The sequence below is a fragment of the Aquamicrobium defluvii genome, assembly GCF_004363725.1.
Taxonomy (GTDB): Bacteria; Pseudomonadota; Alphaproteobacteria; order Rhizobiales; family Rhizobiaceae; genus Mesorhizobium; species Mesorhizobium defluvii.
On sequence record NZ_SNZF01000027.1, the window covers coordinates 24,944 to 47,488 of the forward strand.

The 22,545-nt window shown below is 63.8% G+C and carries 26 protein-coding genes; 18 read left to right on the forward strand and 8 right to left on the reverse strand.

Features of this window, described 5'->3' with window-relative positions; all coding sequences use genetic code 11:
* The first annotated feature begins 3 nt into the window (after positions 1-3).
* The 8 genes from trbE to DES43_RS17565 are packed head-to-tail and all read left to right on the forward strand — an operon-like array spanning position 4 to position 7,952.
* Complete coding sequence (gene trbE, locus DES43_RS17530; protein WP_035028999.1) at positions 4-2,496, forward strand: conjugal transfer protein TrbE; 2,493 nt, start codon at positions 4-6, stop codon at positions 2,494-2,496.
* Positions 2,493-3,269, forward strand: a complete 777-nt coding sequence (gene trbJ / locus DES43_RS17535; RefSeq protein ID WP_035029002.1) for a P-type conjugative transfer protein TrbJ — start codon at positions 2,493-2,495, stop codon at positions 3,267-3,269. Before trbE ends, trbJ begins: the two co-directional genes overlap by 4 nt.
* 14 nt (positions 3,270-3,283) lie before the next feature.
* The gene (gene trbK-alt / locus DES43_RS17540) at positions 3,284-3,550 is read left to right on the forward strand and encodes a putative entry exclusion protein TrbK-alt (RefSeq protein ID WP_035029005.1); all 267 of its coding nucleotides are present in this window, start codon (positions 3,284-3,286) and stop codon (positions 3,548-3,550) included.
* Positions 3,551-3,552: 2 nt separating this feature from the next.
* Positions 3,553-4,914, forward strand: coding sequence for a P-type conjugative transfer protein TrbL (gene trbL, locus DES43_RS17545; RefSeq protein WP_035029008.1), 1,362 nt, complete (start codon positions 3,553-3,555; stop codon positions 4,912-4,914).
* A complete protein-coding gene (gene trbF, locus DES43_RS17550; protein ID WP_035029011.1) occupies positions 4,911-5,600 on the forward strand; it encodes a conjugal transfer protein TrbF in 690 nt (229 codons plus the stop codon). The genes trbL and trbF overlap by 4 nt, the downstream gene beginning before the upstream one ends.
* A complete protein-coding gene (gene trbG / locus DES43_RS17555) occupies positions 5,597-6,595 on the forward strand; it encodes a P-type conjugative transfer protein TrbG (protein ID WP_035029014.1) in 999 nt (332 codons plus the stop codon). Before trbF ends, trbG begins: the two co-directional genes overlap by 4 nt.
* Positions 6,592-7,719, forward strand: coding sequence for a TraB/TrbI/VirB10 family type IV secretion system protein (locus tag DES43_RS17560; protein ID WP_035029017.1), 1,128 nt, complete (start codon positions 6,592-6,594; stop codon positions 7,717-7,719). The genes trbG and DES43_RS17560 overlap by 4 nt, the downstream gene beginning before the upstream one ends.
* A gap of 2 nt (positions 7,720-7,721) precedes the next feature.
* Positions 7,722-7,952: a DUF2274 domain-containing protein gene (locus tag DES43_RS17565; protein ID WP_035029020.1), complete on the forward strand. Its 231-nt coding sequence runs from the start codon at positions 7,722-7,724 to the stop codon at positions 7,950-7,952.
* A gap of 238 nt (positions 7,953-8,190) precedes the next feature.
* On the opposite strand, the gene ftsH is transcribed toward DES43_RS17565, so the two are convergent.
* From ftsH to DES43_RS17595, 6 genes are all read right to left on the reverse strand, one after another.
* A complete protein-coding gene (gene ftsH, locus DES43_RS17570) occupies positions 8,191-10,020 on the reverse strand; it encodes an ATP-dependent zinc metalloprotease FtsH (protein ID WP_035029023.1) in 1,830 nt (609 codons plus the stop codon).
* Between the two features lie 122 nt (positions 10,021-10,142).
* The gene (locus DES43_RS17575) at positions 10,143-10,502 is read right to left on the reverse strand and encodes an SPW repeat protein (RefSeq protein ID WP_035029026.1); all 360 of its coding nucleotides are present in this window, start codon (positions 10,500-10,502) and stop codon (positions 10,143-10,145) included.
* Positions 10,503-10,532: 30 nt separating this feature from the next.
* The gene (locus DES43_RS22750; protein WP_051520656.1) at positions 10,533-10,847 is read right to left on the reverse strand and encodes a DNA-directed RNA polymerase subunit omega; all 315 of its coding nucleotides are present in this window, start codon (positions 10,845-10,847) and stop codon (positions 10,533-10,535) included.
* A 9-nt stretch (positions 10,848-10,856) separates the two neighbouring features.
* On the reverse strand, positions 10,857-11,561 hold the full coding sequence (locus DES43_RS17585) for an NADH dehydrogenase ubiquinone Fe-S protein 4 (protein ID WP_051520657.1): 705 nt from the start codon (positions 11,559-11,561) through the stop codon (positions 10,857-10,859).
* A 98-nt stretch (positions 11,562-11,659) separates the two neighbouring features.
* The gene (locus DES43_RS17590) at positions 11,660-12,172 is read right to left on the reverse strand and encodes an Hsp20/alpha crystallin family protein (RefSeq protein ID WP_035029032.1); all 513 of its coding nucleotides are present in this window, start codon (positions 12,170-12,172) and stop codon (positions 11,660-11,662) included.
* Between the two features lie 96 nt (positions 12,173-12,268).
* Positions 12,269-12,745, reverse strand: a complete 477-nt coding sequence (locus DES43_RS17595; RefSeq protein WP_035029034.1) for an Hsp20 family protein — start codon at positions 12,743-12,745, stop codon at positions 12,269-12,271.
* Positions 12,746-12,964: 219 nt separating this feature from the next.
* On the opposite strand from DES43_RS17595, the gene DES43_RS17600 reads away from it, so the two are divergent.
* Complete coding sequence (locus tag DES43_RS17600) at positions 12,965-13,180, forward strand: hypothetical protein (RefSeq protein WP_035029037.1); 216 nt, start codon at positions 12,965-12,967, stop codon at positions 13,178-13,180.
* A gap of 111 nt (positions 13,181-13,291) precedes the next feature.
* On the forward strand, positions 13,292-13,600 hold the full coding sequence (locus tag DES43_RS17605; RefSeq protein WP_084496545.1) for a DUF982 domain-containing protein: 309 nt from the start codon (positions 13,292-13,294) through the stop codon (positions 13,598-13,600).
* Here the strand turns inward: DES43_RS17605 and DES43_RS17610 are convergent.
* Positions 13,594-13,872, reverse strand: coding sequence for an usg protein (locus DES43_RS17610; RefSeq protein ID WP_109708007.1), 279 nt, complete (start codon positions 13,870-13,872; stop codon positions 13,594-13,596). The genes DES43_RS17605 and DES43_RS17610 overlap by 7 nt on opposite strands.
* A gap of 19 nt (positions 13,873-13,891) precedes the next feature.
* Positions 13,892-14,236 (reverse strand): hypothetical protein, encoded by a 345-nt coding sequence (locus tag DES43_RS17615; protein WP_035029039.1) that lies wholly within the window; start codon positions 14,234-14,236, stop codon positions 13,892-13,894.
* A 340-nt stretch (positions 14,237-14,576) separates the two neighbouring features.
* Between DES43_RS17615 and DES43_RS17620 the strand changes: the two genes are divergently transcribed.
* From DES43_RS17620 to DES43_RS23030, 8 genes are all read left to right on the forward strand, one after another.
* Complete coding sequence (locus tag DES43_RS17620; RefSeq protein ID WP_035029042.1) at positions 14,577-14,891, forward strand: co-chaperone GroES; 315 nt, start codon at positions 14,577-14,579, stop codon at positions 14,889-14,891.
* Between the two features lie 69 nt (positions 14,892-14,960).
* Complete coding sequence (gene groL, locus DES43_RS17625; RefSeq protein WP_035029045.1) at positions 14,961-16,586, forward strand: chaperonin GroEL; 1,626 nt, start codon at positions 14,961-14,963, stop codon at positions 16,584-16,586.
* Positions 16,587-16,657: 71 nt separating this feature from the next.
* Positions 16,658-16,882 (forward strand): hypothetical protein, encoded by a 225-nt coding sequence (locus tag DES43_RS17630; RefSeq protein ID WP_035029048.1) that lies wholly within the window; start codon positions 16,658-16,660, stop codon positions 16,880-16,882.
* 133 nt (positions 16,883-17,015) lie between these two features.
* Entirely contained in the window at positions 17,016-18,386 is a 1,371-nt protein-coding gene (locus DES43_RS17635; protein WP_035029051.1) for a DegQ family serine endoprotease, read from the forward strand.
* Between the two features lie 50 nt (positions 18,387-18,436).
* Positions 18,437-19,636 (forward strand): COG1470 family protein, encoded by a 1,200-nt coding sequence (locus tag DES43_RS17640; protein ID WP_035029054.1) that lies wholly within the window; start codon positions 18,437-18,439, stop codon positions 19,634-19,636.
* A complete protein-coding gene (locus DES43_RS17645; protein ID WP_009452091.1) occupies positions 19,633-20,571 on the forward strand; it encodes an ABC transporter ATP-binding protein in 939 nt (312 codons plus the stop codon). The genes DES43_RS17640 and DES43_RS17645 overlap by 4 nt, the downstream gene beginning before the upstream one ends.
* Positions 20,561-21,514: an ABC transporter permease gene (locus tag DES43_RS17650; protein ID WP_035029062.1), complete on the forward strand. Its 954-nt coding sequence runs from the start codon at positions 20,561-20,563 to the stop codon at positions 21,512-21,514. The genes DES43_RS17645 and DES43_RS17650 overlap by 11 nt, the downstream gene beginning before the upstream one ends.
* A 531-nt stretch (positions 21,515-22,045) precedes the next feature.
* Positions 22,046-22,513, forward strand: a complete 468-nt coding sequence (locus DES43_RS23030) for a GGDEF domain-containing protein (protein ID WP_245264744.1) — start codon at positions 22,046-22,048, stop codon at positions 22,511-22,513.
* Positions 22,514-22,545 lie beyond the last annotated feature (32 nt).

Here is a 22,545-nt window from a genome sequence, read left to right on the forward strand (position 1 = left end):
GCCATGATGAACCTTTCCGAATACCGCCGCACCGCCACCCGGCTCGCCGACTATCTGCCATGGGCCGCATTGGTCGGCTCGGGCGTCGTCTTGAACAAGGACGGCAGTTTTCAGAGGACGGCGAAGTTTCGCGGTCCCGATCTGGATTCCGCCGTCGCGGCCGAGCTGGTCGCCGTCGCCGGCCGCATCAACAACGCCGTGCGCCGTCTCGGCTCCGGCTGGAGCATCTTCGTCGAGGCGCAGCGCAGCGAGGCGGCGACCTATCCCGACAGCATCTTTCCCGATCCCGCGTCGGCGCTGGTCGATGCAGAGCGCAAGGCCGGTTTCGAGGAAGCGGGCGCGCATTTCGTGTCGGGCTATTTCCTGACCTTCCTCTGGCTGCCCCAGGCCGAGGAAGCCGCCCGCGCCGAAACATGGCTCTACGAGGGCCGCGAGAAAACGGGCGTGGACCCGTGGGAACTGCTGCGCGGCTTCATCGACCGCACAGACCGCGTGCTGGCGCTGCTCGACGGCTTCATGCCCGAATGCCGTTGGCTCGATAACGGCGCGACGCTGACCTACCTCCATTCCACCATCTCGACCAACCGGCATCGCGTGCGCGTGCCAGAAGTGCCGATGCACCTCGACGCGCTGCTCGCCGACCAGCCGTTGACCGGCGGGCTGGAGCCGCGCCTTGGCGACGTGCATCTGCGCGTCCTGACCATCGTGGGATTCCCGACCGCGACGATGCCGGGCCTGCTCGACGAAATGAACCAGCTGCCGTTTCCCTACAGGTGGAGCACGCGCGCGATCCTGCTCGACAAGACCGATGCGACCCGGCTGCTGACCCGCATCCGCCGCCAATGGTTCGCCAAGCGCAAGAGCCTCGCCGCGATTCTGAAAGAGGTCATGACGAACGAGGCGTCCGCCCTCGTAGACACCGACGCCGCGAACAAGGCGCTCGACGCCGACATGGCGTTGCAGGAGCTTGGGGCGGATTTGGCGGGCATGGCCTATGTCACGGCCACCGTCACCGTATGGGATGCTGACCCGCGCATGGCCGATGAGAAGCTGCGCCTGGTCGAGAAGATCGTTCAGGGCCGCGACTTCACCGCCATGGCCGAGACGGTCAACGCCGTGGACGCTTGGCTCGGCTCGCTGCCGGGCCATGCCTACGCGAACGTGCGGCAACCGCCCGTCAGCACACTGAATCTCGCCCACATGATCCCGCTTTCAGCGGTGTGGGCGGGGCCGGAACGGGACGAGCATTTCGGCGATGCTCCATTGCTTTACGCCAGGACCGAAGGCTCCACCCCGTTCCGGTTTTCTTTGCATGTCGGCGACGTGGGCCACACCCTCGTCGTCGGTCCGACCGGCGCGGGAAAGTCGGTGCTGCTGGCGCTCATGGCGCTCCAGTTCCGCCGCTACGAGCGAAGCCAAGTCTTCGCCTTCGACTTCGGCGGTTCGATCCGCGCCGCCGCCCTCGCCATGGGCGGGGACTGGCACGATCTGGGTGGCGGGCTGACAGAAGGGGCCGAGGCGTCGGTTTCGCTCCAGCCGCTCGCCCGCATCCACGACACCTATGAACGCGCATGGGCGGCGGACTGGATTGCCGCCATCCTCATGCGCGAAGGCATCGCCATCACGCCGGAGGTGAAGGAATATCTTTGGACGGCGCTGACTTTGCTCGCCTCGGCCCCGGTCGAAGAACGCACGATCACTGGCCTTGCGGTGCTGCTGCAATCCAACGATCTGAAACAGGCGCTCCGGCCGTTCTGCGTCGGCGGCGCTTATGGCCGGCTGCTCGACGCCGAAGCCGAACATCTCGGCTCGGCAGACGTGCAGGCGTTCGAGATCGAGGGCCTTGTCGGCACAGGCGCGGCCCCGGCCGTGCTCGCCTACCTGTTCCATCGCATCGGCGACCGGCTCGACGGGCGGCCGACGCTGCTCATCATCGACGAGGGTTGGCTTGCGCTGGACGACGAGGGTTTCGCCGGCCAGCTCCGCGAATGGCTTAAAACGCTGCGCAAGAAAAACGCCAGCGTCATCTTCGCCACGCAAAGCCTGTCCGACATCGACGGCAGCAACATCGCGCCCGCGATTATCGAGAGCTGCCCGACGCGGCTCCTGCTGCCGAACGAGCGCGCCATCGAGCCGCAGATTACCGCGATCTATAGGCGGTTCGGATTGAATGACAGGCAGATCGAAATCCTCGCAAGGGCTACGCCCAAGCGGGATTATTACTGCCAAAGCCGCAGGGGCAATCGCCTGTTCGAGTTGGGCCTGTCCGAAGTCGGCCTCGCGCTCTGCGCCGCATCCGCCAAATCCGACCAGACCCTCATTACGCAGATCGTCACTGAGGCCGGCCGCGACGGCTTCCTCGCCGCATGGCTGCGCGAGCGCGGCGTCGATTGGGCGGCCGACCTGATTCCCAACCTCACCAATCTTGCCGACCGGCCGGAAACCGCCGCGCCGGCCCGGCTCGATACCCACCCCACACAGGAGATTCTTCCATGACCTATCCCAGGATCGTCGGGGCCTCGGCCCTTGCGCTGGCGCTCGCCGTTCCGGTCGCGCTTTCGCCCATGCTGGCAAGCCCGGCCCATGCGCAATTCGGTTTCGGCCGCATAGTCTATGACCCGAGCAACTACGCGCAAAACCTGCTCACCGCCGCGCGCACGCTGGAGCAGATCAACAACCAGATTCAGAGTCTCCAGAACGAAGCGCAGATGCTCATCAATCAGGCCCGCAATCTGGCGAGCCTGCCGCATTCGTCGCTCCAGCAGCTCCAGCAGAGCGTCCAGCGCACGCAGCAGCTTCTCGGGCAGGCACAGAACATCGCCTTCGAGGTCGGCCAGATCGATCAGGCGTTCCAGCAGCAATATGGCAATGTCTCGCTTTCGGCGACCGACGCCCAGCTTGTCGCCGATGCGCGCAGCCGGTGGGAGAACACGGTCGGCGGCTTGCAAGACGCGATGCGCGTTCAGGCGGGGGCGGTCGGCAATATCGACAGCAACCGCGCCGAGATGGCCGAATTGGTCGGCCAGAGCCAAGGCGCGACCGGCGCATTGCAGGCGACGCAGGCCGGCAACCAGCTCCTTGCCCTCCAGTCGCAGCAGCTTTCCGACCTGATCGCGGTCATCTCGGCCAATGGCCGGGCGGACGCGCTCACCGAGGCCGAGCGCGCGACCGCCGCCGAACAAGGCCGCATCCAGCGCGAGCGGTTTCTGACGCCCGGCACCGGCTATCAGCCGGGCAACGCGCAGATGTTCAACAACGGCAACAACTGACGGGAGGGCGCGGCATGGACGGCAAGATGCTGGCCCGGCTCGGGGCCGTGGTGTTCATCGCCATTGCCTTGACAGTGACCGCAATAGACATGGCGCGGAAGGACGAGCCTTCCGCGCCACCCTCTGCGCCGGCCTTCCAGCCCCCGGCCGATCCGCTCCGCGAAACCCTGCGCCGCTGCCAGCAGCTCGGCGAGGCGGCGGCGAGTGACACCGGCTGCCTCGCCGCATGGGCGCAATCCCGCGACCGCTTCCTCGGTCGTGACCGCAGCGAGGCGCGCTGACCATGGGCAACACGGGCGTCATCGACAATTTTCTCGGCGTATTTACCTCCTACATCGACTCGGGGTTCGGCCTGCTCGGCGGCGAGGTCGCCTTCATCGCCACCACACTCATCGTCATCGACGTGACGCTCGCCGCGCTCTTTTGGGCATGGGGCGCGGATGACGACATCATCGCCCGGCTGGTCAAGAAGACGCTGTTCATCGGCGTCTTCGCCTACATCATCGGCAATTGGAACAACCTCGCCCGCATCGTCTTCGAGAGCTTCGCCGGCCTCGGCCTCATGGCATCGGGGACGAGCTTTTCCGTCACCGATCTGATGCGGCCGGGCCGCGTGGCGCAGACCGGCCTCGACGCCGGCCGCCCGCTGCTCGATTCCATTTCCGACCTGATGGGCTGGATCGCCTTTTTCGAGAATTTCATCCAGATCGCGTGCCTGCTGTTCGCATGGGCGCTGGTGGTGCTGGCGTTCTTCATACTCGCCATCCAGCTTTTCGTCACCCTGATCGAGTTCAAGCTGACCACGCTCGCCGGCTTCGTCCTGATCCCCTTCGGCCTGTTCGGTAAGACCGCCTTCATGGCCGAAAAGGTGCTCGGCAACGTGGTGTCGTCCGGCATCAAGGTCTTGGTCCTCGCCGTCATCATCGGCATCGGCAGCACCTTGTTCAGCCAATTCACGGCCGGTTTCGGCGGGGCAACTCCGACCATCGACGACGCCATGGCGATTGTGCTCGCCGCGCTATCGCTGCTCGGCCTCGGCATCTTCGGCCCCGGCATCGCCAACGGTATCGTCTCGGGCGGCCCGCAGCTTGGCGCGGGCGCAGCCGTGGGAACCGGGCTTGCGGTCGCAGGTGCAGGCGTCGCCGCTGGCGGCGGGGCCATGCTCGCCGCCAAAGGTGGTGCTGCCGCCCTGTCCGGTGGGGCCGCGGCCGTCCGCGGCGGCGCGACGGCCGCGGGCGCGGCAACCGCAGCCTATAGCGTCGGTGCGCTCGGCCAGTCCGGCGCGGCCGGTGTCGCCTCCGGCCTCGGCGGCGTAGCGCGTGCCGCAGGATCGGCGGCTATCTCGCCCCTGAAACGCGCTGCATCGAAGGCCACCGAAAGCGTCAAATCCAGCTTTTCAGATGGCGCACGCGCGGCCTTTGGCGTGACCGGCGGTTCTTCCATCGCAGGCACGGTCGGCGGCGCAAGCGCCGCCTCAGCCGCAGCGCCGTCTGGCCCGGCTGGCAGCCCTCCCGCTTGGGCGCAGCGGATGCGGCGCTCGCAGGCCATGAATCACGGCACGACCATGGCCGCCCATGCGGTGCGCTCCGGCGACAGCCACGGCTCCGGTTCCTCCATCAACCTTTCCGAAAGTGACCGCTCATGAGCATCTTCAAACGACCAGCAACCCATTACGGCAAGACGCCGGAACCCGAGACGCCTTATCAGAAGGCCGCGCAAGTGTGGGACGAGCGTATCGGTTCGGCCCGCGTGCAGGCGCGGAACTGGCGGCTCATGGCCTTCGGCTCGCTGATCCTGTCTGCCGGCTTCGCCTCGGCGCTGGTCTGGCAGTCCGCACGCGGGACCGTGGTGCCGTGGGTGGTGCAAGTGGACAATCTCGGTCAGGCACAGACCGTCGCGCCTGCGAACGCCGACTATCGGCCGACCGATCCGCAGATTGCTTTCCATCTCGGCCGCTTCATCGAACAGGTCCGCGCGATCCCGGCCGACGCGATCATTGTCCGCCAGAACTGGCTTCGCGCCTATGAATGGACCACGGATCGCGGCGCGGCGGCATTGAACGATTACGCCCGCGCCAATGACCCTTTCACCAAGGTCGGCCGCCAGCAGATCGCCGTCGAGGTATCGAGCGTTATCCGGGCATCTCCCAACAGCTTCCGCGTCGCGTGGACGGAAAGGCACTTCGAGAACGGTCAGCTTTCCACGACCGAACGATGGACGGCCATCCTCACCATCGTCATCCAGCCGCCGCGCGACGCCGAGCGCCTGCGCGCCAATCCGCTCGGCATCTACGTCAATGCAATTTCGTGGTCGCGGGAGATGAGCCAATGAGAACGATCACCCGCACCCCGGCAATCGCGGCCGTGATGCTTTCGGCAACCATGCTCGCAGGCTGCGTCACCAACCGGACGCCGCAATTCAGCTACGACGCCAGCGTGCCGCCGCTGCCGACCGTGCAGGCGACGGCAACCGACAACACGCCCCGGCCGCTGCATGTGCCCCCGGCATGGACCGTGGCGCGCGGCGGCACCGCCGCAGGCACGCCGACCGGCCGCGTCGAGAACGCCAACGCAGCCGCCCGCGTCGAGCCGCGCCGCGAAGGCTACTATAACGCCATCCAGATATATCCGTGGTCGGAAGGCGCGCTCTATCAGGTCTATGCCGCAGTCGGGCAGATCACGACCATTGCGCTGGAGCCGGGCGAGAGCCTGACAGGCGCGGGGCCGATCGCGGCCGGCGACACCGCCCGCTGGATCATCGGCGACACCGAGAGCGGCAGCGGTGCGAACCGCCGTGTCCATATCCTCGTGAAGCCCACGCGCCCGGACATTTCCACCAACCTTGTCGTCACCACCGACCGGCGCACCTACATGCTCGAGCTGCGCGCGCGGGAATCACTCTACATGCCTTCCGTCGCATGGTCCTATCCCGCAACGCCCGGCCAGCGCCGCGCCGTTCCGGTCGCGCCGATCATTCCGGCCGAGGCGGCGCGAAACTATCGCTACGGTTTGCAGGTGCAGGGCGACAGCCCGCCATGGCGGCCGGTTTCGGTCTTCGACGATGGACGCCGCGTCTATGTCGTCTTCCCGGCAGGGATCGTGCAGGGCGAAATGCCGCCGATCTTCGTGCTCGGATCGAACGGCGAGCCGCAAATCGTCAATTCCCGCATCCACCAGAACGTCCTGATCGTTGACCGCCTGTTCGGCGCGGCCGAGCTGCGCCTTGGCAGCGGCAACCGCCAGCAGATCGTCAGGATCGTCCGCACCAACCCGACGCAGGCCGCAGCAGACCCAGCCAGCACGACCACGGGAGGATCGTCCTCATGAGCGATACCGACACCGCAGCCCCCATGCGGCTGCGCGCCGAGCCGCCCCGAGTCACCCGCCTGTCCCGCAAGATGCTGGCAGGCGTCGGAGCCGTCGCACTTCTCGGCATCGGCGGCGCGCTGATCTATGCGCTCCAGACCCGCGATGCAGGACCGGGAGGTGACGAACTCTATTCGACCGAGAACCGACCCACGGCGGACGGCTTGTCCGGCCTGCCGCGCGACTATACCGGCCCTGTCTTGGGGCCGGCGCTGCCGGGCGACCTCGGCCGTCCGATCCTCGACGCGCAGAACCGGGGGCAGCCCGTCGCCACGCCGGCCATCACGACGCTCGCCGTCGATCCCGAAGAAGAACGCCGCAGGGCCGAGGAAGAAGCCGCGCGCTTGAGCAACGTCTTTTTCCAGTCCGGCCCGCGCACGGGAGCGCCGGCAGGAACGGCCATTCCCGGCCATGCCGGGCTTGGCCTCGGCGGGCAGCCCGCGACACAGGATCGCCACGCGGCGTTTCTCAACGGGCCGGTGGATCGGCAGACCGTCGCGCCGGATCGTGTCGCGCCGCCGGCCTCGCCCTGGATACTTCAGGCCGGGGCCGTGATCCCGGCCGCGCTCATCACCGGCATCCGTTCCGATCTGCCCGGCCAGATCACCGCGCAGGTGACGGAGAACGTCTATGACAGCCCAACCGGCTCGCTGCTCCTGATCCCGCAGGGAACGCGCATTATCGGTCAATACGATGATGGCGTGACCTTCGGCCAGCGCAGGGTGCTCTTGGTCTGGAACCGCCTGATCCTGCCGGGCGGCCGTTCCATCGTTCTGGAGCGCCTGCCGGGTGCGGACGCCAGCGGCTATGCAGGGCTTGAGGATGGCGTCGATTATCACTGGTGGGATCTGATGAAGGCGGCTGGCCTCTCCACGCTGCTCGCGGTCGGCACGGAGCTGGCGACCAGCGACGAGGATCGGATGATCCGGGCCATCCGCGACGGGGCGCAGAATACCGTCAATCAGGCAGGCCAGCAGATCGTCCAGCGCCAGTTGCAGGTCGCGCCCACGCTTACCATCCGGCCCGGCTTCCCGGTCAGGATCATCGTCACCCGCGATCTTGTGTTCGGGGCGGCAGGAGGTTGACCATGACAAAACTGAAACTTGGCCCGCTGCCCGACGACAAGCCCGTGAAGGTCACGGTGGAGCTGACCGCGCCGCTTCACCGCGATCTGGTCGCCTATGCCGAGGTGCTGGCGCGCGAGACGGGCCAGCCCGTCGCCGATCCCGTCAGGCTCATCGTGCCCATGCTGGAGCGGTTCATCGCCACGGATCGCGGGTTCGCCAAGGCACGGCGAGCCGTCGCCCGACGGCGTTAGGATCGTGGCGAGCGAATCAACATCACAGAATTGGCAATCGAACGAAACAACACGAGGGTTAAAGATTATTCGGTTGCAGCTCCGGCGACGAGAGCTCGCCTGCCGATTAAAACTAGACATTTCGAAGCTTCTGTGTAGCGTATTTTTAACCAGATTCTCCCCAATTTACAGACGCCCAAAAAGAAATGATATCTTCGTCGAAAAGACAGTCGCAATAGATAATCAAACTTTCCTCAGATCAATTACCGCTCCTACTCTTAACATATTTTCTCAGAATTTCCCGCAACTCTTCCTCGCCTAAAGTCTCGCGCTCCAACAGCAGTCTCGACGATTTCTCAAGGATTTCGCGGCGTTCCTGAAGCAGCGCTACGGTACGCCCAAACGTTTCCTCGACGATACGTTTGACCTCTTCGTCTACGGCCGCCGCGGTCTCGTCGGAATAGTCGCGCTCCTGCGGCCCGTAATAGGGCTGGTCCGTGATCAGGAACGAGCGGCGGTCCTTCTCCAGCGCCACATGGCCCAGCCGTTCGGTCATGCCGTAGCGCGTGACCATGGCGCGGGCAATGTCGGTGACCTTGACGAGGTCGTCGGCCGCGCCGGTGGAAAGATGCTCGAAGACGATCCACTCGGCGGCGCGGCCGCCGAGCAGCACCGCCATCTTGTTCGCAAGCTCCTGGCGCGTCATCAGGAAGCGGTCCTCGGTCGGACGCTGGATGGTGTAGCCGAGCGCGCCGATGCCGCGCGGGATGATCGACACCTTGTGCACGGGATCGACGCCCGGCAGCGCCATGGCGACGAGCGCATGGCCCATCTCGTGATAGGCGACGATCTCGCGCTCCCTGGGGTTGAGCAGGCGGTTGCGCTTCTCCAGCCCGGCGATGATGCGCTCGATGGCGTTGTTGAAATCCTCCATCGTCACCGCGTCGGCCTTGCGGCGGGTAGCGAGCAGAGTCGCCTCGTTGACGAGGTTGGCGAGGTCCGCGCCGGTGAAGCCGGGCGTCAGCGCCGCGATCTGCTCCGGCGACACGTCCGGCGCGAGCTTTGCCTTCTTCATGTGGACATGCAGGATGGCGATGCGGCCCTGCTTGTCCGGCCGGTCGACCAGGACCTGCCGGTCGAAGCGCCCGGCGCGCAGCAGCGCCGGGTCGAGGATCTCCGGCCGGTTGGTGGCGGCGAGCAGCACCAGCCCGCTCGACGGGTCGAAGCCGTCGAGCTCGACCAGAAGCTGGTTGAGCGTCTGCTCCTTCTCGTCGTGGCCGCCGGCCATCGGACCGATGCCGCGGGCGCGGCCGAGCGCGTCGAGCTCGTCGATGAAGATGATGGCCGGCGCCTTGGCGCGCGCCTGCTCGAACAGGTCGCGAACGCGCGCGGCGCCGACGCCGACGAACATCTCGACGAATTCGGAGCCGGAGATGGAGAAGAAGGGCACGCCCGCCTCGCCGGCCACCGCTCTCGCGAGCAGCGTCTTGCCGGTGCCGGGCGGGCCGACTAGAAGCACGCCCTTGGGCATTCGCCCGCCGAGCCGGCCGTACTCCTCCGGGTCCTTCAGGAAATCGACGATCTCCTGCAACTCGGCCTTGGCCTCGTCGACGCCGGCGACGTCGGCGAAGGTCACGCCGGTGTCCGTCTGCACATAGACCTTGGCCTTGGACTTGCCGATCTGCATCAGGCCGCCGCCCATGCCGCCGCCCATTCGCCTCAAGATGAACATCCACAACCCGACGAACAGCGCGACGGGAACGACCCACGACAGGAGGTCGCGCAGGAAGGTGCTCTCGACCTGGCCGGTGACGACGACGTCGTGCTGCTGGAGATCGCGCGCCAGATCGGGCTCGACGCGGGTGGTGATGAACATCGGCCGGCCGTCCACCGGTTCGGTGAAGCGACCCTGGATGAAGCGGTCGGAGACGGCGACCTCGGCGATGCGCCCCTGCGTAAGATAGGTCTGGAACTCGCTGTAGGGAATTTGCGCGACTTGCGTCGCCGCCGCGAAGAGGTACTGGAAGACCATCAGGCCGAGAAAGGCCGCGATCCAGTACCAGATATTGAACTGCGTCTTCTTGTCCATTCTCTATCGCCATGCATCTGCGTGGGGCACGCCGCCCCTACCGACATCACTTTAGCCAGACCACCCTGTCCTCGTTTGAGGCAGATCAACGTGAAAGGGCCCGGCAGAGCCGGGCCCCTCGGTCAGGCCGTTGAGAACGGTTTGTCGGAGCCTTTCCAAAGGCTGTAGCCCGCAGCAGCAGCCACGATCAGGCCGACGACGACATGGGAGATCGTCGCGCTGCTGTTGGTCGAGAATGGCAACACCCATGGCGCCGCGACCGACCAGACGCCTAATGCCGTGTTAACCCACTGTTGCCATTCGCTGAACGCGAACAGCGCAATGCATGCAACAACGGCGATCGCCGCTCCTACAAGCCATGCGTTCCAGGCCGCAGTCGTTAGAGCCGCATAACCCAGAATCCATGGCGTTATGGCCAGTCCGAGGCCGGCGGCAATATTCACAACATCAAAGGCAGAGCGGTTTTCGAATGTCTTCATCATCGTTTTCCTCCTTTCCGGTTTGATGCGTCGTCAATGAGCGGTCCGCCTGTCGGGCGGAACGCAGGTGCCGGTGTCACGAGATGGGAAGCCGGCACCCAACTGCTGATGTGGGGCGCGCAGACGCCCCACAGGCTGCTGTCCGATACGGAACGGAGCAAGCTCCGCATCGGTGAAAGCACCCGCAGCAATCTCATGCAGCGCAAGATCCTGCGTTGTCATTCCTTCCAGCGCCAGTCGAGGCTCATCGCCCCGCCTCAGCGCTCTACAACGCATGGCCCCTGCGAGAGCCAGCCCGAACCTGTTAGGCAGAACCTTTTGTGCATCGATCGTGACAAATGGATCCATGGAATCACCTCATGCTGCTTCGAGATGCCCCGGACCATCCGTCTGGGCATCCACGCCTCTTTCGAGAGCGAGCAGCGCCTGCTCAACCTCATCAAGGCGCGAGGGACGGCCGTTCTCAGGCATGCCCTCGTTGGTGGCCTGATCGATCAGGAATTCGGTCCAGGCCCAGTTCATCAGGATCGACCGCCTCGCATCAAGGGGGAGCCGGTTGTCAGTCACGACATCCATCGGCGAAGCCCAGCCGCCATCCCCATCATTGCGATTGGCGTCATTCGACATGGCCCGACGGTACTTGTCCGAAAGCCCGGCGAGGCCAAGCTTGCCGAGCGTCGCATCGGAGAATGTGTTTCGCTTTTCTCCAGACTTATCCATGGTAATCCTAGCCTTATCCTTTGGTACGTCCACGACATAGCAAAGACCCTGCCGCTGCGCGTAACGGATCGCAGACGCCAGCGTCGGGAACTTAAGCTCGACCTGCTTCAGTGTGTCCCGGCTGCCGGTGTAGCCCATGAGCGGTTCGATAAAAGACGGGCTGCGCGCCTCGAACACGAGCTTCCATTGATCGCGCGACGGAGCACTGGTAGTCGCCGAGCGAGATGGGCGGTAGATCCTGGCCACGGCATCGCTGGGGAATAAGGAGCGTCCTATTGACAGCATCGTGCGACGATTGTCGTTGGCTCCCGGCACGGCCCGGTCGACAGGACCATCTGCCATTGATGTCCTTCTTGCAGCAATGTTCATGGTTCTTCCTCCGTGATCGGTGAAGGTCGGCGCCGACGGGCGCAACGAACCCGCCGGCGTAGAAACCGTCGTCAGCTCTTGATCGCTATGCGTTTTACCTGCGACTGTGCCTTTTCGGTCTTGGGAAGGATGAGGTTGAGCACGCCATTCTTGAACCTGGCGTCGATCTTGTCCTCGACGATTTCCCTTCCAACCGGGATACGGCGCTCGAAACGGCCGTAGAAGCGTTCCGAGAACTGCTTGTCCTTGTCCTCGGTCTCAGATCGCTTTTCGCCTCTTAGCGTCAGCACACCGTCATCCAGAACCAGTTCGATGTCCTTTTCCTCCAGACCTGGCACTTCTGCGGTTATGCGGATCTCCTTTTCAGTCTCGGAGATTTCGACGCTTGGCCACCCCCGTCCGAAGGAAGCCAGAGAGTCAAAAGCTGGCAGGTTTCGATCAAACGAGCGAAAGACATCATCGAACAGGCGATTGACTTCCCGGTGCAGCGACAGGAACGGATTGCGGTCCTCTTCACGATAGACAGCGGGAGCTTGATTGCTGCTCGTGTCACGGCCCCAGGGGATCAGGTCACGTACGTTCATGGTTACTCTCCTTCTGTTCTGAACAATTGGACACAGCTTCGCTGATGGCGCCGGACGCGTGGCCCGGCGCTGGCGATACGTAAACTGACAAAAGCGTCAGGCTGCGATCTGCTCGTTGGTCTGCGAAGGGGCTTCAATCTGCATCGTCTTCTCCTGCGACGAGATCGCAATCCGACGAGGCTTCATCTCCTCCGGGATCTCACGCCGAAGATCGATTGTCAGGAGGCCGTTGACGAGAGTCGCGCCTTCAACTCGCACGTGGTCGGCGAGCTGGAAGCGACGCTGGAACGAGCGTCCGGCAATGCCGCGATGCAGATACTGCGCATTCTCGTCGGTGGCTTTGCTACCCGCCACGAGAAGCATGTTCTGCTCCTGCGTGATGGAAAGCTCGTCTTCGCTGAAGCCGGCCACCGCCATGGTGATGCGGTAGTCGTCTTCGTCAGTCTTTGCGATGTCATAGGGAGGCCAATTGTCGATGCTCTCGACGCGGCTGGCTGCCTCCAGCGCATTGACCAGACGGTCGAAGCCGATGCTCGACCGGAACAGGGGAGAAAAATCGAAAGTGGTTCTCATAGCCACATCCTCCTTGAAGCAACATGGGTACAAGATTGTCCGGCTTTTTTAACCGGCGCCGCCCCGTAGTGGCAGCGGCGCACAATCGATCTGGTTTCGTCATCTCTGAGTTTCAAGAGGGTGACGGCAGAAAATTTCTACAGCTATTTCAGGCTGTTGGAATTTGAGAACAACTACACCATGTGATGAGTTGGTTGGTAATATGAATGGAGGCCTGCCATGACCTATGACGACATCGTTTCAGTGCTCGGCTCCATAGACGACGATCTGGCGGCGGGGCTTATCGCAACCGGGGCGAGTGTTGATGAACTGCGAGAAGCGTGGAACTGGCTTAACAATGACGAGGCGCTGATGGGCGAAGGGCGACCGCTCCCGGACACACGCGTCAGCCAACTCATCGATCTGCTTGAACCTGATGATGACGGCGTTGACTGAGATACGGATGGAGGGTTGAAGAGGCCCGTCGGTATGCCCAGATCACAAGAGATCGTACAGAACGATCAGTTACTTGCTCTTAAAAGACGATCAGAAAACAAGGAGGAAGTGATGTCTGATGTCGTGTTCCAAGAACCCGTAATTCTGCGCATGCCAAAAACTGGCCTCCGAAAGGTGGCGACAGGTTTTGAAGCACTGGAATGCCTTGAGCGCGAATGGCCGGACTGGGCACGTGGACGTCGTTGGCGGAATGCCATTGCTGCCTGTCGGGACGCACTCGATGGATGGCGCTCTGCGAAGGAGGCGCGCCGGAGCTTCATGAAGGCTGCAATGCGAGCGGGCCTCGTTCAGGGAGCACGACGCACGCGAGTTCGGGGTACTCTCGGTAGCTATCAGGGAATTCCCGCCGGGCTTCAGTGAACGGATATGATCCCGTCGACGGCTTTCCATTCTGATGGCTGGATCAGACGGTGGTGGGCGACGCGCACGGAGTGCAGCGCGCCCTCCAGCGTCTCGGTCCAGTAGTCCAGAAAGCCGCGCAGTTCGGGAAATTTCGGGGCGAGGTCGTAATCCTGCCAGACATAGACCTGCAACAGGCTCGGGTGATCCGGCAGGTGATAGTGGATTTCGGCTGTGGTCAGGCCGTAGCCTTCCATCTGCATCCGGAATTCACGACTGACGATCGCTGGCATATGTCTCTCCTTTGTCGTTTCATGCGTGAAGATGATGGTGATGGTCTGCGGATCCGCATACGGCATCGTCCGCCCCGATGTCGTCGCGATCAAGTCGCCGCAGCGCATCCATGATGACATCGAATGGGATGGGGCTTTCTGCGCCCGGCGGCTGGCGCAGTGCGGGCATCGATTCGACCGCGCATGCGTCGGATGCCCATGACGAGAGAATGGCGCGCTTTTCGCTGCGTTCGAGCGTGTCGTCGCGCAGCACATCCTCGGGATGCCTGTAGTGGCGCGCCGGCGACAGGAGCCGGTCGAGCGCAATGTCTTCGGCTCGTGGCGCGAGAGAGGGAATGATCGTCGAAAAATCGGCTCGGCGCATCGCTGTCCTCCTTCCGTTTTCAGCCGTTCCAAAAACTCCGTTTCGATCAGGACTCCGGACCGCACCTCCCGGCACGGCACAGAAGGAAGTTCGGCCAATCGAGCGAATTTTTCAAGTGCCCGGATGCTCGATGGTGTCAATTTCGGCTGCGATTACATCGCACTAGCAGTGAATGGCTGCGAGTGCCAAAAATTTTGCATTCCCCTCTTGAAATCGAAAATCGCCAAAACCAGATCGATACGCGCGTGACGCCGACAAGGGTTGCGCGGCCCCGCTCCGGTTCTCACCGGGCCGGAGCGGAGGGACCTCTCAAAATCTGTTTGTCCTTGAGGAGAACGATATGACGTTCCGTCCATTGCATGACCGTATCCTGGTTCGCCGCATCGAAGCCGACGAGAAAACCGCAGGCGGCATCATCATTCCCGATACCGCCAGGGAAAAGCCGAGCGAAGGCGAAGTGATCGCGGTCGGCCCCGGTGCCCGCGACGAAAGCGGCAAGCTGGTCGAGCTCGACGTGAAGGTCGGCGACCGCATTCTGTTCGGCAAGTGGTCCGGCACCGAGATCAGGCTCGACGGCGAAGACCTGCTCATCATGAAGGAAAGCGACGTGATGGGCGTGATCGAGCAGCCCACCACGCTGAAGAAGGCCGCCTGACGGATTCTTCGACCATCAACCAGTCCCAGCAACCAGTCAACGAAAGCTGCCTATTGAAGGAGTGATCCAATGGCTGCCAAGGAAGTCAAGTTCAACACCGAAGCACGCGAGAAGATGCTGCGCGGCGTCGATATTCTCGCCAATGCGGTGAAGGTGACGCTCGGGCCGAAGGGCCGCAACGTCGTCATCGACAAGTCGTTCGGCGCCCCGCGCATCACCAAGGATGGCGTCTCGGTCGCGAAGGAGATCGAGCTTGAGGACAAGTTCGAGAACATGGGCGCCCAGATGGTGCGCGAGGTGGCGAGTAAGACCAACGACCTCGCCGGCGACGGCACAACCACCGCGACCGTTCTGGCGCAGGCGATCGTCAAGGAAGGCGCGAAGGCCGTCGCCTCCGGCATGAACCCGATGGATTTGAAGCGCGGCATCGACAAGGCGGTGGATGCGGTTGTCGCCGAACTCAAGGCCAATGCGCGCAAGATCTCCAGGAACGACGAGATCGCACAGGTCGGCACGATCTCGGCCAATGGCGATTCTGAGATCGGCCGCTTCCTCGCCGAAGCCATGCAGAAGGTCGGCAATGAGGGCGTGATCACTGTCGAGGAGGCCAAGACGGCCGAGACCGAACTCGAAGTGGTCGAGGGCATGCAGTTCGACCGTGGCTACCTCTCCCCCTACTTCATCACCAACCAGGACAAGATGCGGGTCGAGTTCGAGGATCCCTATGTCCTGATTCACGAGAAGAAGCTGTCCAACCTTCAGGCGTTGCTGCCCGTGCTCGAAGCGGTGGTCAAGTCGGGCAAGCCGCTGCTCATCATCGCCGAGGACGTCGAGGGCGAGGCGCTGGCCACGCTGGTCGTCAACAAGCTGCGCGGCGGCCTGAAGATCGCCGCCGTCAAGGCGCCGGGCTTCGGCGATCGCCGCAAGGCCATGCTGGAAGACATCGCCATCCTCACCGGCGGCACCGCGATCAGCGAGGATCTCGGCATCAGGCTGGAGAACGTCACGCTGGAGATGCTCGGCCGCGCGAAGAAGATCGTCATCGAGAAGGAAAACACCACCATCATCGACGGGTCCGGCAGGAAGGAGGAGATCGAAGGCCGGGTGAAGCAGATCAAGGCCCAGATTGAGGAAACGACCTCCGACTACGACCGCGAGAAGCTTCAGGAGCGCCTTGCTAAGCTCGCCGGCGGCGTCGCGGTGATCCGCGTCGGCGGTGCGACCGAGGTCGAGGTCAAGGAGAAGAAGGACCGCGTCGACGACGCTCTGCACGCGACCCGCGCGGCGGTCGAGGAAGGCATTCTGCCCGGTGGCGGCGTGGCGCTGCTGCGTGTGCAGAAGGCGCTGGACAACGTTCAGGTGGACAACACCGACCAGAAGCACGGAGTCGAGATCGTGCGCCGCGCCATCGAGGCGCCGGTTCGCCAGATCGCCGAGAATGCCGGCGCGGAAGGTTCGATCATCGTCGGCAAGCTGCGGGAGAAGCCCGATTTTGCTTACGGGTGGAACGCCCAGACCGACGAGTATGGCGATCTCTTCGCACAGGGGGTCATAGACCCGGCCAAGGTGGTGCGTACTGCCTTGCAGGACGCGGCGTCCGTCGCCGGCCTGCTGGTCACCACCGAGGCGATGATCGCAGAGAAGCCGAAGAAGGAAGCAGCCCCGGCGATGCCCGCCGGCGGCATGGACTTCTGACCATCTCGCGCTGAAAGTGACCGCTCCCGTATCGGGAGCGGTCAGGAGCAAAGCATAGATCGGAGACTGACATGAGGCTCATGCCAGACTTTGACCATGTACCTGTACCGCATCATCCGCCGTCCGAGTTCCTGTCGCACGATGCGGAGGCGCGGACGGCATTGGCCCCGCTGATCGAAACCCTGCTCGACAGGCTCGTGATGGCTGGATGGGATCGGCGCACGGCGGCCTCCGCGCTGATGTTCCATGCGGCGGGGCAGGTGTCGGCCCTCTCGCGAGTCGGCCGGCCGCAATGATCCAGGAACCTCGCCTCCGGGCGGGGTTCATTTCCACTCGAACCAGATGCGCGAAGGACGGCGCCGGAAGATCTCTTCCGGCGCGACGGCATCGCCGCATCCAACACGAAGGAACCATATCGGGAGATCGACAATGTTCATCGGCCTGCCTCGCGCCCCGCAGATTGCCGCCATCCTTGTCACGTGCCTTACATTGTCATTTTCCGGTGGCGCCGTGCAGCCCGCTGCCGCACAGGATGTGGCATCCGGCGGGCATGTCGAGCGTTCGTTGCCTGACGTGCTGGAGGAGATCACGCCGGCGGTCGTCAACATCGCCGTCACATCGCGCGCGCCTGCGGAAACCAACCCGCTCTTCAACGACCCCTATTTCCGGCGCTTCTTCGACCTGCCGCAGATGCCGCAGCAAAGGCCCCGCATGAGCGCCGGATCCGGCGTCATCGTCGACGCGGACAAGGGTTACATTCTCACCAACCACCATGTCGTCGACGGCGCGAGCGAGATCGCGGTGACGCTGAAGGATCGCCGCCGCTTCACTGCCGAACTGGTCGGCAGCGACAAGGCGACCGACATCGCTTTGCTCAGGGTCGATGCGTCAAACCTGACCGCCCTGCGGCTGGGCGATCCGTCGCGTCTGCGCGTCGGCGACAGCGTGGTCGCCATCGGCAATCCGTTCGGGCTCGGCCAGACCGTTACCTCCGGCATCGTCAGCGCGCTGAGCCGTAGTGGGCTGAACGTCGAAGGCTATGAAGACTTCATCCAGACCGACGCTTCGATCAATCCCGGCAATTCGGGCGGCGCGCTGGTGACGGCGGACGGCCAGCTTGTCGGCATCAACACCGCGATCATCGCACCGGCCGGCGGCAATGTCGGCATCGGCTTTGCCGTCCCCATCGACATGGCGTCGGCGGTGATGACGCAGCTAATCGAGCATGGCGAGGTCCGGCGCGGACGCATCGGCGTCTCGATCCAGGACCTCACGCCCGACCTTGCCGAGGCTCTTGGCATCGATGCCAGCTTTGGCGCGGTCGTCGCCAGCGTCGAGGACGGCTCGCCCGCCGAGCAGGCAGGCATTCAGGCGGGCGACATCATCGTCGCCGTCGACGGACGCGAAATCTCTGGTTCGGCCGATCTGCGCAACCGCATCGGCCTGTCGCCCGCGGGCTCGCGGGTGGAGATCGTCTATCTGCGTGATGGCGTCCGGCAGACCGTCGCCATGACGGTGAATGGAGAATCGGGTCCCTCTCGCGCCTCCACGAGCGCCATACCCGACCGTCTGGCCGGCGCTGAATTCCAGGATGCATCCGGCAACGTGCTGGTCGCCAACGTGGCTCCGGGCAGTCCCGCCGCACAGGCCGGTCTGCGCACCGGCGACGTCATCGTCGCCGTCAACCGCCGACCGGTCGGGACCGTGGCCGAACTGACGCGGCTGCTCGGCGAAACACGCGGCACCATCGCGCTCGATCTCTTCCGCGGAGGGGCGCGGCTCCTGCTCGTCGTTCGTTAGGGCGTGCCTTCCGCTTTGCTGACTGTTCGTTGTGAATACGGGAGAACATGATGAGGACATTCACCACAACATTGATGGCAGCCGCGCTCGGCGCAACGTTGATGGCGCCGCTGCCGCTTGGCGCACAGGAAACCCCTGACGCGCAGCAATCCGCCGAACTCAGCGGCTTCTGGCTGACGACGTCCTGGCCAGAGATGACCATCAAGCCGGGCGAAACGCAGTCGGTTTCGCTGTCGCTGCGCAATGAAAAGCTGCCGCCCCAGCGTGCCACGATTGAAGTGTCCGGCGTGCCCGAGGGCTGGGAGTGGTCGCTGAAGGGCGGCGGCCGCGAGGTGACGGCAGCGATCGTCTCGCCGGATTCGACCGAGCGGCTGACGCTCGAACTCACCCCTCCGGAAGACGCTTTCACCGACGGCGAACACGCCATCGAGGTCCGCGCCCGCACCGCAGCAGAGACGGTGACCCTGCCGCTTGTGGTGCGCCTGTCGGAAACCGAGGAGGCCGCCTCCGGCCTTTCGCTTGAGCCGGAATTGCCTGCGTTACGCGGCACCGCGCGCTCGACCTTCTCCTTCAAGATCAAGGTGAAGAACGAAGGCGCGGAAGACGGGCTGTTCAATCTGACAGCCAGCGTGCCGGCCGGCTTCCAGACACGCTTCAAGAAGGGTTATGGCTCGGAAGAGATCACCGGCCTGCCCATCGCCGCCGGCGCGATCGAGACGGTCACGATGGAGGTGATCCCATCGCGTGGGGTCGCAGCCGGGCGCTATGAAGCCGGGTTCGAGGTTTCCGGCGAAGGGCTTTCCGGAACCACGCAGCTCAGCCTCGACGTAACGGGCGAACCGCAGGTCGCCATCGTCGGCCCGCAGGAGCGCCTGTCTGGCGAGGCGGTGGCCGGCAGAGAGTCGAGCTTCACCTTCACCCTCGTCAACACCGGAACTGCTCCCGCGACCGATCTGGAGCTTTCCGCCACGCCGCCCTCCGGCTGGACCGTCGCGTTCGAGCCGCGGGACGTTGCCCAGATCGCGCCGAACTCCACCGGCGAGGTCAATGTAAAAATCACCCCATCCGAACAGGCGATCGCCGGCGATTACATGGTGTCGGTGCGGGCCTCCAACGACACCGTCTCCGAAAGCGTGCAGTTCCGCGTCACGGTCAGGACCTCGACGATGTGGGGCGCTGCAGGGCTTGGCGTGATCGCCGTCGCCGCGCTGGTGCTGGGCGGCGCAGTAATGAGGTACGGGCGGCGATGAGCACGGTCGTTCTCGAAGCGAAGGGCCTCGCCAAGCGCTATGGCGACGCGGTGGCCGTGGCCGGCATCGACCTCTCCGTCAACCAGGGTGAGGTGATCGGCCTGCTCGGTCCCAACGGCGCGGGCAAGACCACGACGATCCTGATGCTGCTCGGCCTCACGGAAGCGAGCGAGGGAAGCGTCAGTATCCTGGGCAAGGACCCGCTGCGCCGGCCGCTGGAGGTCAAGCGCGAGGTCGGCTACCTGCCGGACTCGGTCGGCTTCTACGACACGATGACCGGCAGGGAGAACCTCGCCTATACGGCGAAGCTCGCTGGCATGTCGCGCGAACTGGCGAAGGAGCGCATCGCGGCAGCACTCGAGAAGGTGCGGCTCAGCGCCCCCGCCGACCGTCCGGTCGCCACCTATTCGCGGGGCATGCGCCAACGCCTCGGCATTGCCGAACTGCTGATGCGCGACTGCAGGATAGCGATCCTCGACGAGCCGACCTCGGGCCTCGATCCGCAATCGACGCAGGAGCTGCTCGACCTCATTCTCGATCTGTCGCGCGGCGGCATGACTATTCTGCTGTCCTCGCACATGCTGGACGTGGTGCAGTCGATCTGCAGCCGCGTAGCGCTGTTCAATAAGGGCCGCATCGGCTTCTTCGGCACGATCGAGGAACTGGCCGCGAGGATCGGGCGCGGTTCCTTCGTCATCGATGTTGAGGCGGATGGGATCGACCTCGGCCAACTCGCGGGCAAGACCGACGGCGTGACATCGGTTGCATCCGCCTCCCACGGCCTCTGGCAGGTCGAGGCGACGCGCGATGTGCGGTCCGATCTCGCAAAACTCGTGGTCGAGGCCGGCGGCAGGCTGAAGAACCTCGACCTGCGCCGCGCCCGCCTCGACGAAGCCTACAACCGTTACTTCAGGGAGGTTGCCAATGCAGCGTGAAGGATCTCCGTTCAGGGGTGTGGGCACGGTGGCGCTCAAGGAAGCGGCCGACCACATGACGAGCGCCCGAATGCATCTCATCATGCTGCTGGTTCTGCTCACGGCCATCGGAGCGGTCTACGGCGCCATCGACCGCATCCGCGACACGACAGCGCAAGACGCCTATCTGTTCCTCAAGCTGTTCACGGTGGCGCGCGAGCCGTTGCCGTCTTTCGCTGCATTTCTCGGCTTCCTGCTGCCGCTGGTGGCTATCGCGCTCGGATTTGATGCCATCAACGGCGAGTTCAACCGGCGCACCATGAGCCGGCTGCTTGCCCAGCCGATCTATCGCGACGCCGTGCTGTTCGGAAAATTCCTCGGCGGCCTGCTGGTCATCGCCATCGCCCTCCTGACACTGTGGCTGATGATGGTCGGGCTTGGCATGCTCTTCCTCGGCCTGCCGCCTTCCGGCGCGGATATCGTACGCGGTGTGTTCTGGCTTGCCGCGACGCTCGCCTATGCCGGCGTCTGGCTCGCGCTCGCAATCGCATTCTCGACCGTAATCCGCTCGCCCGCCACCTCGGCATTGGCCGCGCTCTCCGTCTGGCTGGTGCTCACCGTGTTCTGGGGCATGATCGCGCCGCTGGTCGCGGGGATCGTCGTGCCGATCGACCCGTTCGATCCGATGAGCGTGCTCAACCGCTTCGAGTGGCAGCAGGCGATCGCCCGCATCTCGCCGCAGACGCTCTATGGCGAGGTCACGGGGCTGTTACTGGACCCTGCCGCGCGCTCCGTCGGGCCGCTGTTCATGCACCAGATGCAGGGCGCGGTGATCGGCGCACCGCTGCCGACCATGCAGAGCTTGCTGATCGTCTGGCCGCAGATCTCCGGCCTGATCGCCGCGATGCTGGTCCTGTTCACGCTCGCCTATGTCGTGTTCCAGCGGCAGGAGGTGCGGGCATGATGGCCGCGGGCCTGAGCCATTGAACGCCATCCTCCGCTGGACGCAAGCTGATCTGGCGGAGGAGTTCTGCATTTTCCGTCGGGCAGGCAAGCGACTGGCTGGAGGCGCGAACCCATGTGGCTGTCGCTATCGCCAGATTGCGGGATACTCCCGCCCGTCGTTGCCCAGCCTTTCGCTCAAGTTGTAGATATACGATTAGCTGCCCCGACACCAAAATATTGTAACAAGCGGCAGGTTCTAACTCATTTAGGAGAATGATGGTGGCTTTCCCATCGAGAGGTGTTCTGAAGAAGTCCGCCATCGTGACCATCATATGTGCCGCGATTTCGATATCCGTCTCTACGGGGATCCGATTCTACCTGGGTGTCCAGTCGGACACGATCACGATCATGGTACGGCTCATATTGCCGTTCATCATCGCGTTTCCGATTGCTATCATGCTCTTTGCGAAAATCGAGAAACTTGAGAAAGCCTACCGCAACCTGCTGAAAGAAGCGAGAGAACTTGCAAAAATGCGCCAGCACCGACCCGTTGACGGGCCTTCTCAACAGACGCAGTTTCGAGAGACAATTCAATCTTGCAATGGCCCATCGCGCGGGCGGCAAGTTCATCATTGCCGACATGGACTACCTGAAAGCGATAAACGACGAACATGGGCATCTTGTAGGAGATGACGCTATCATCTCGTTCGCGCAGGCATTGGAACTGGTGCTAGGTGATGAGTGCCTCATCGCGCGGATCGGTGGTGACGAGTTTTGCGCCTATCTGCCAAAGGCTGACGCAAACACTGTCAATCAACTGGTGACACAGGTCGGATCCGCCGCCCGAAACGAATTCCTCCGTAAAACAGGGCTGGACTATCCGCTTTCATTCTCCGTTGGGATGCAGAAATGCCATCCGAAGCTTACGTTCCGGGAAATGATCTCCCGCGCCGACAGCGAGCTTTACGCTAAAAAGCGTAGCCGTCCTGCTCCCACGGCTATCGATAAGGCGGCTTGAGTCGACCAAAGATAAAGTCAGCGGCGGGTGCG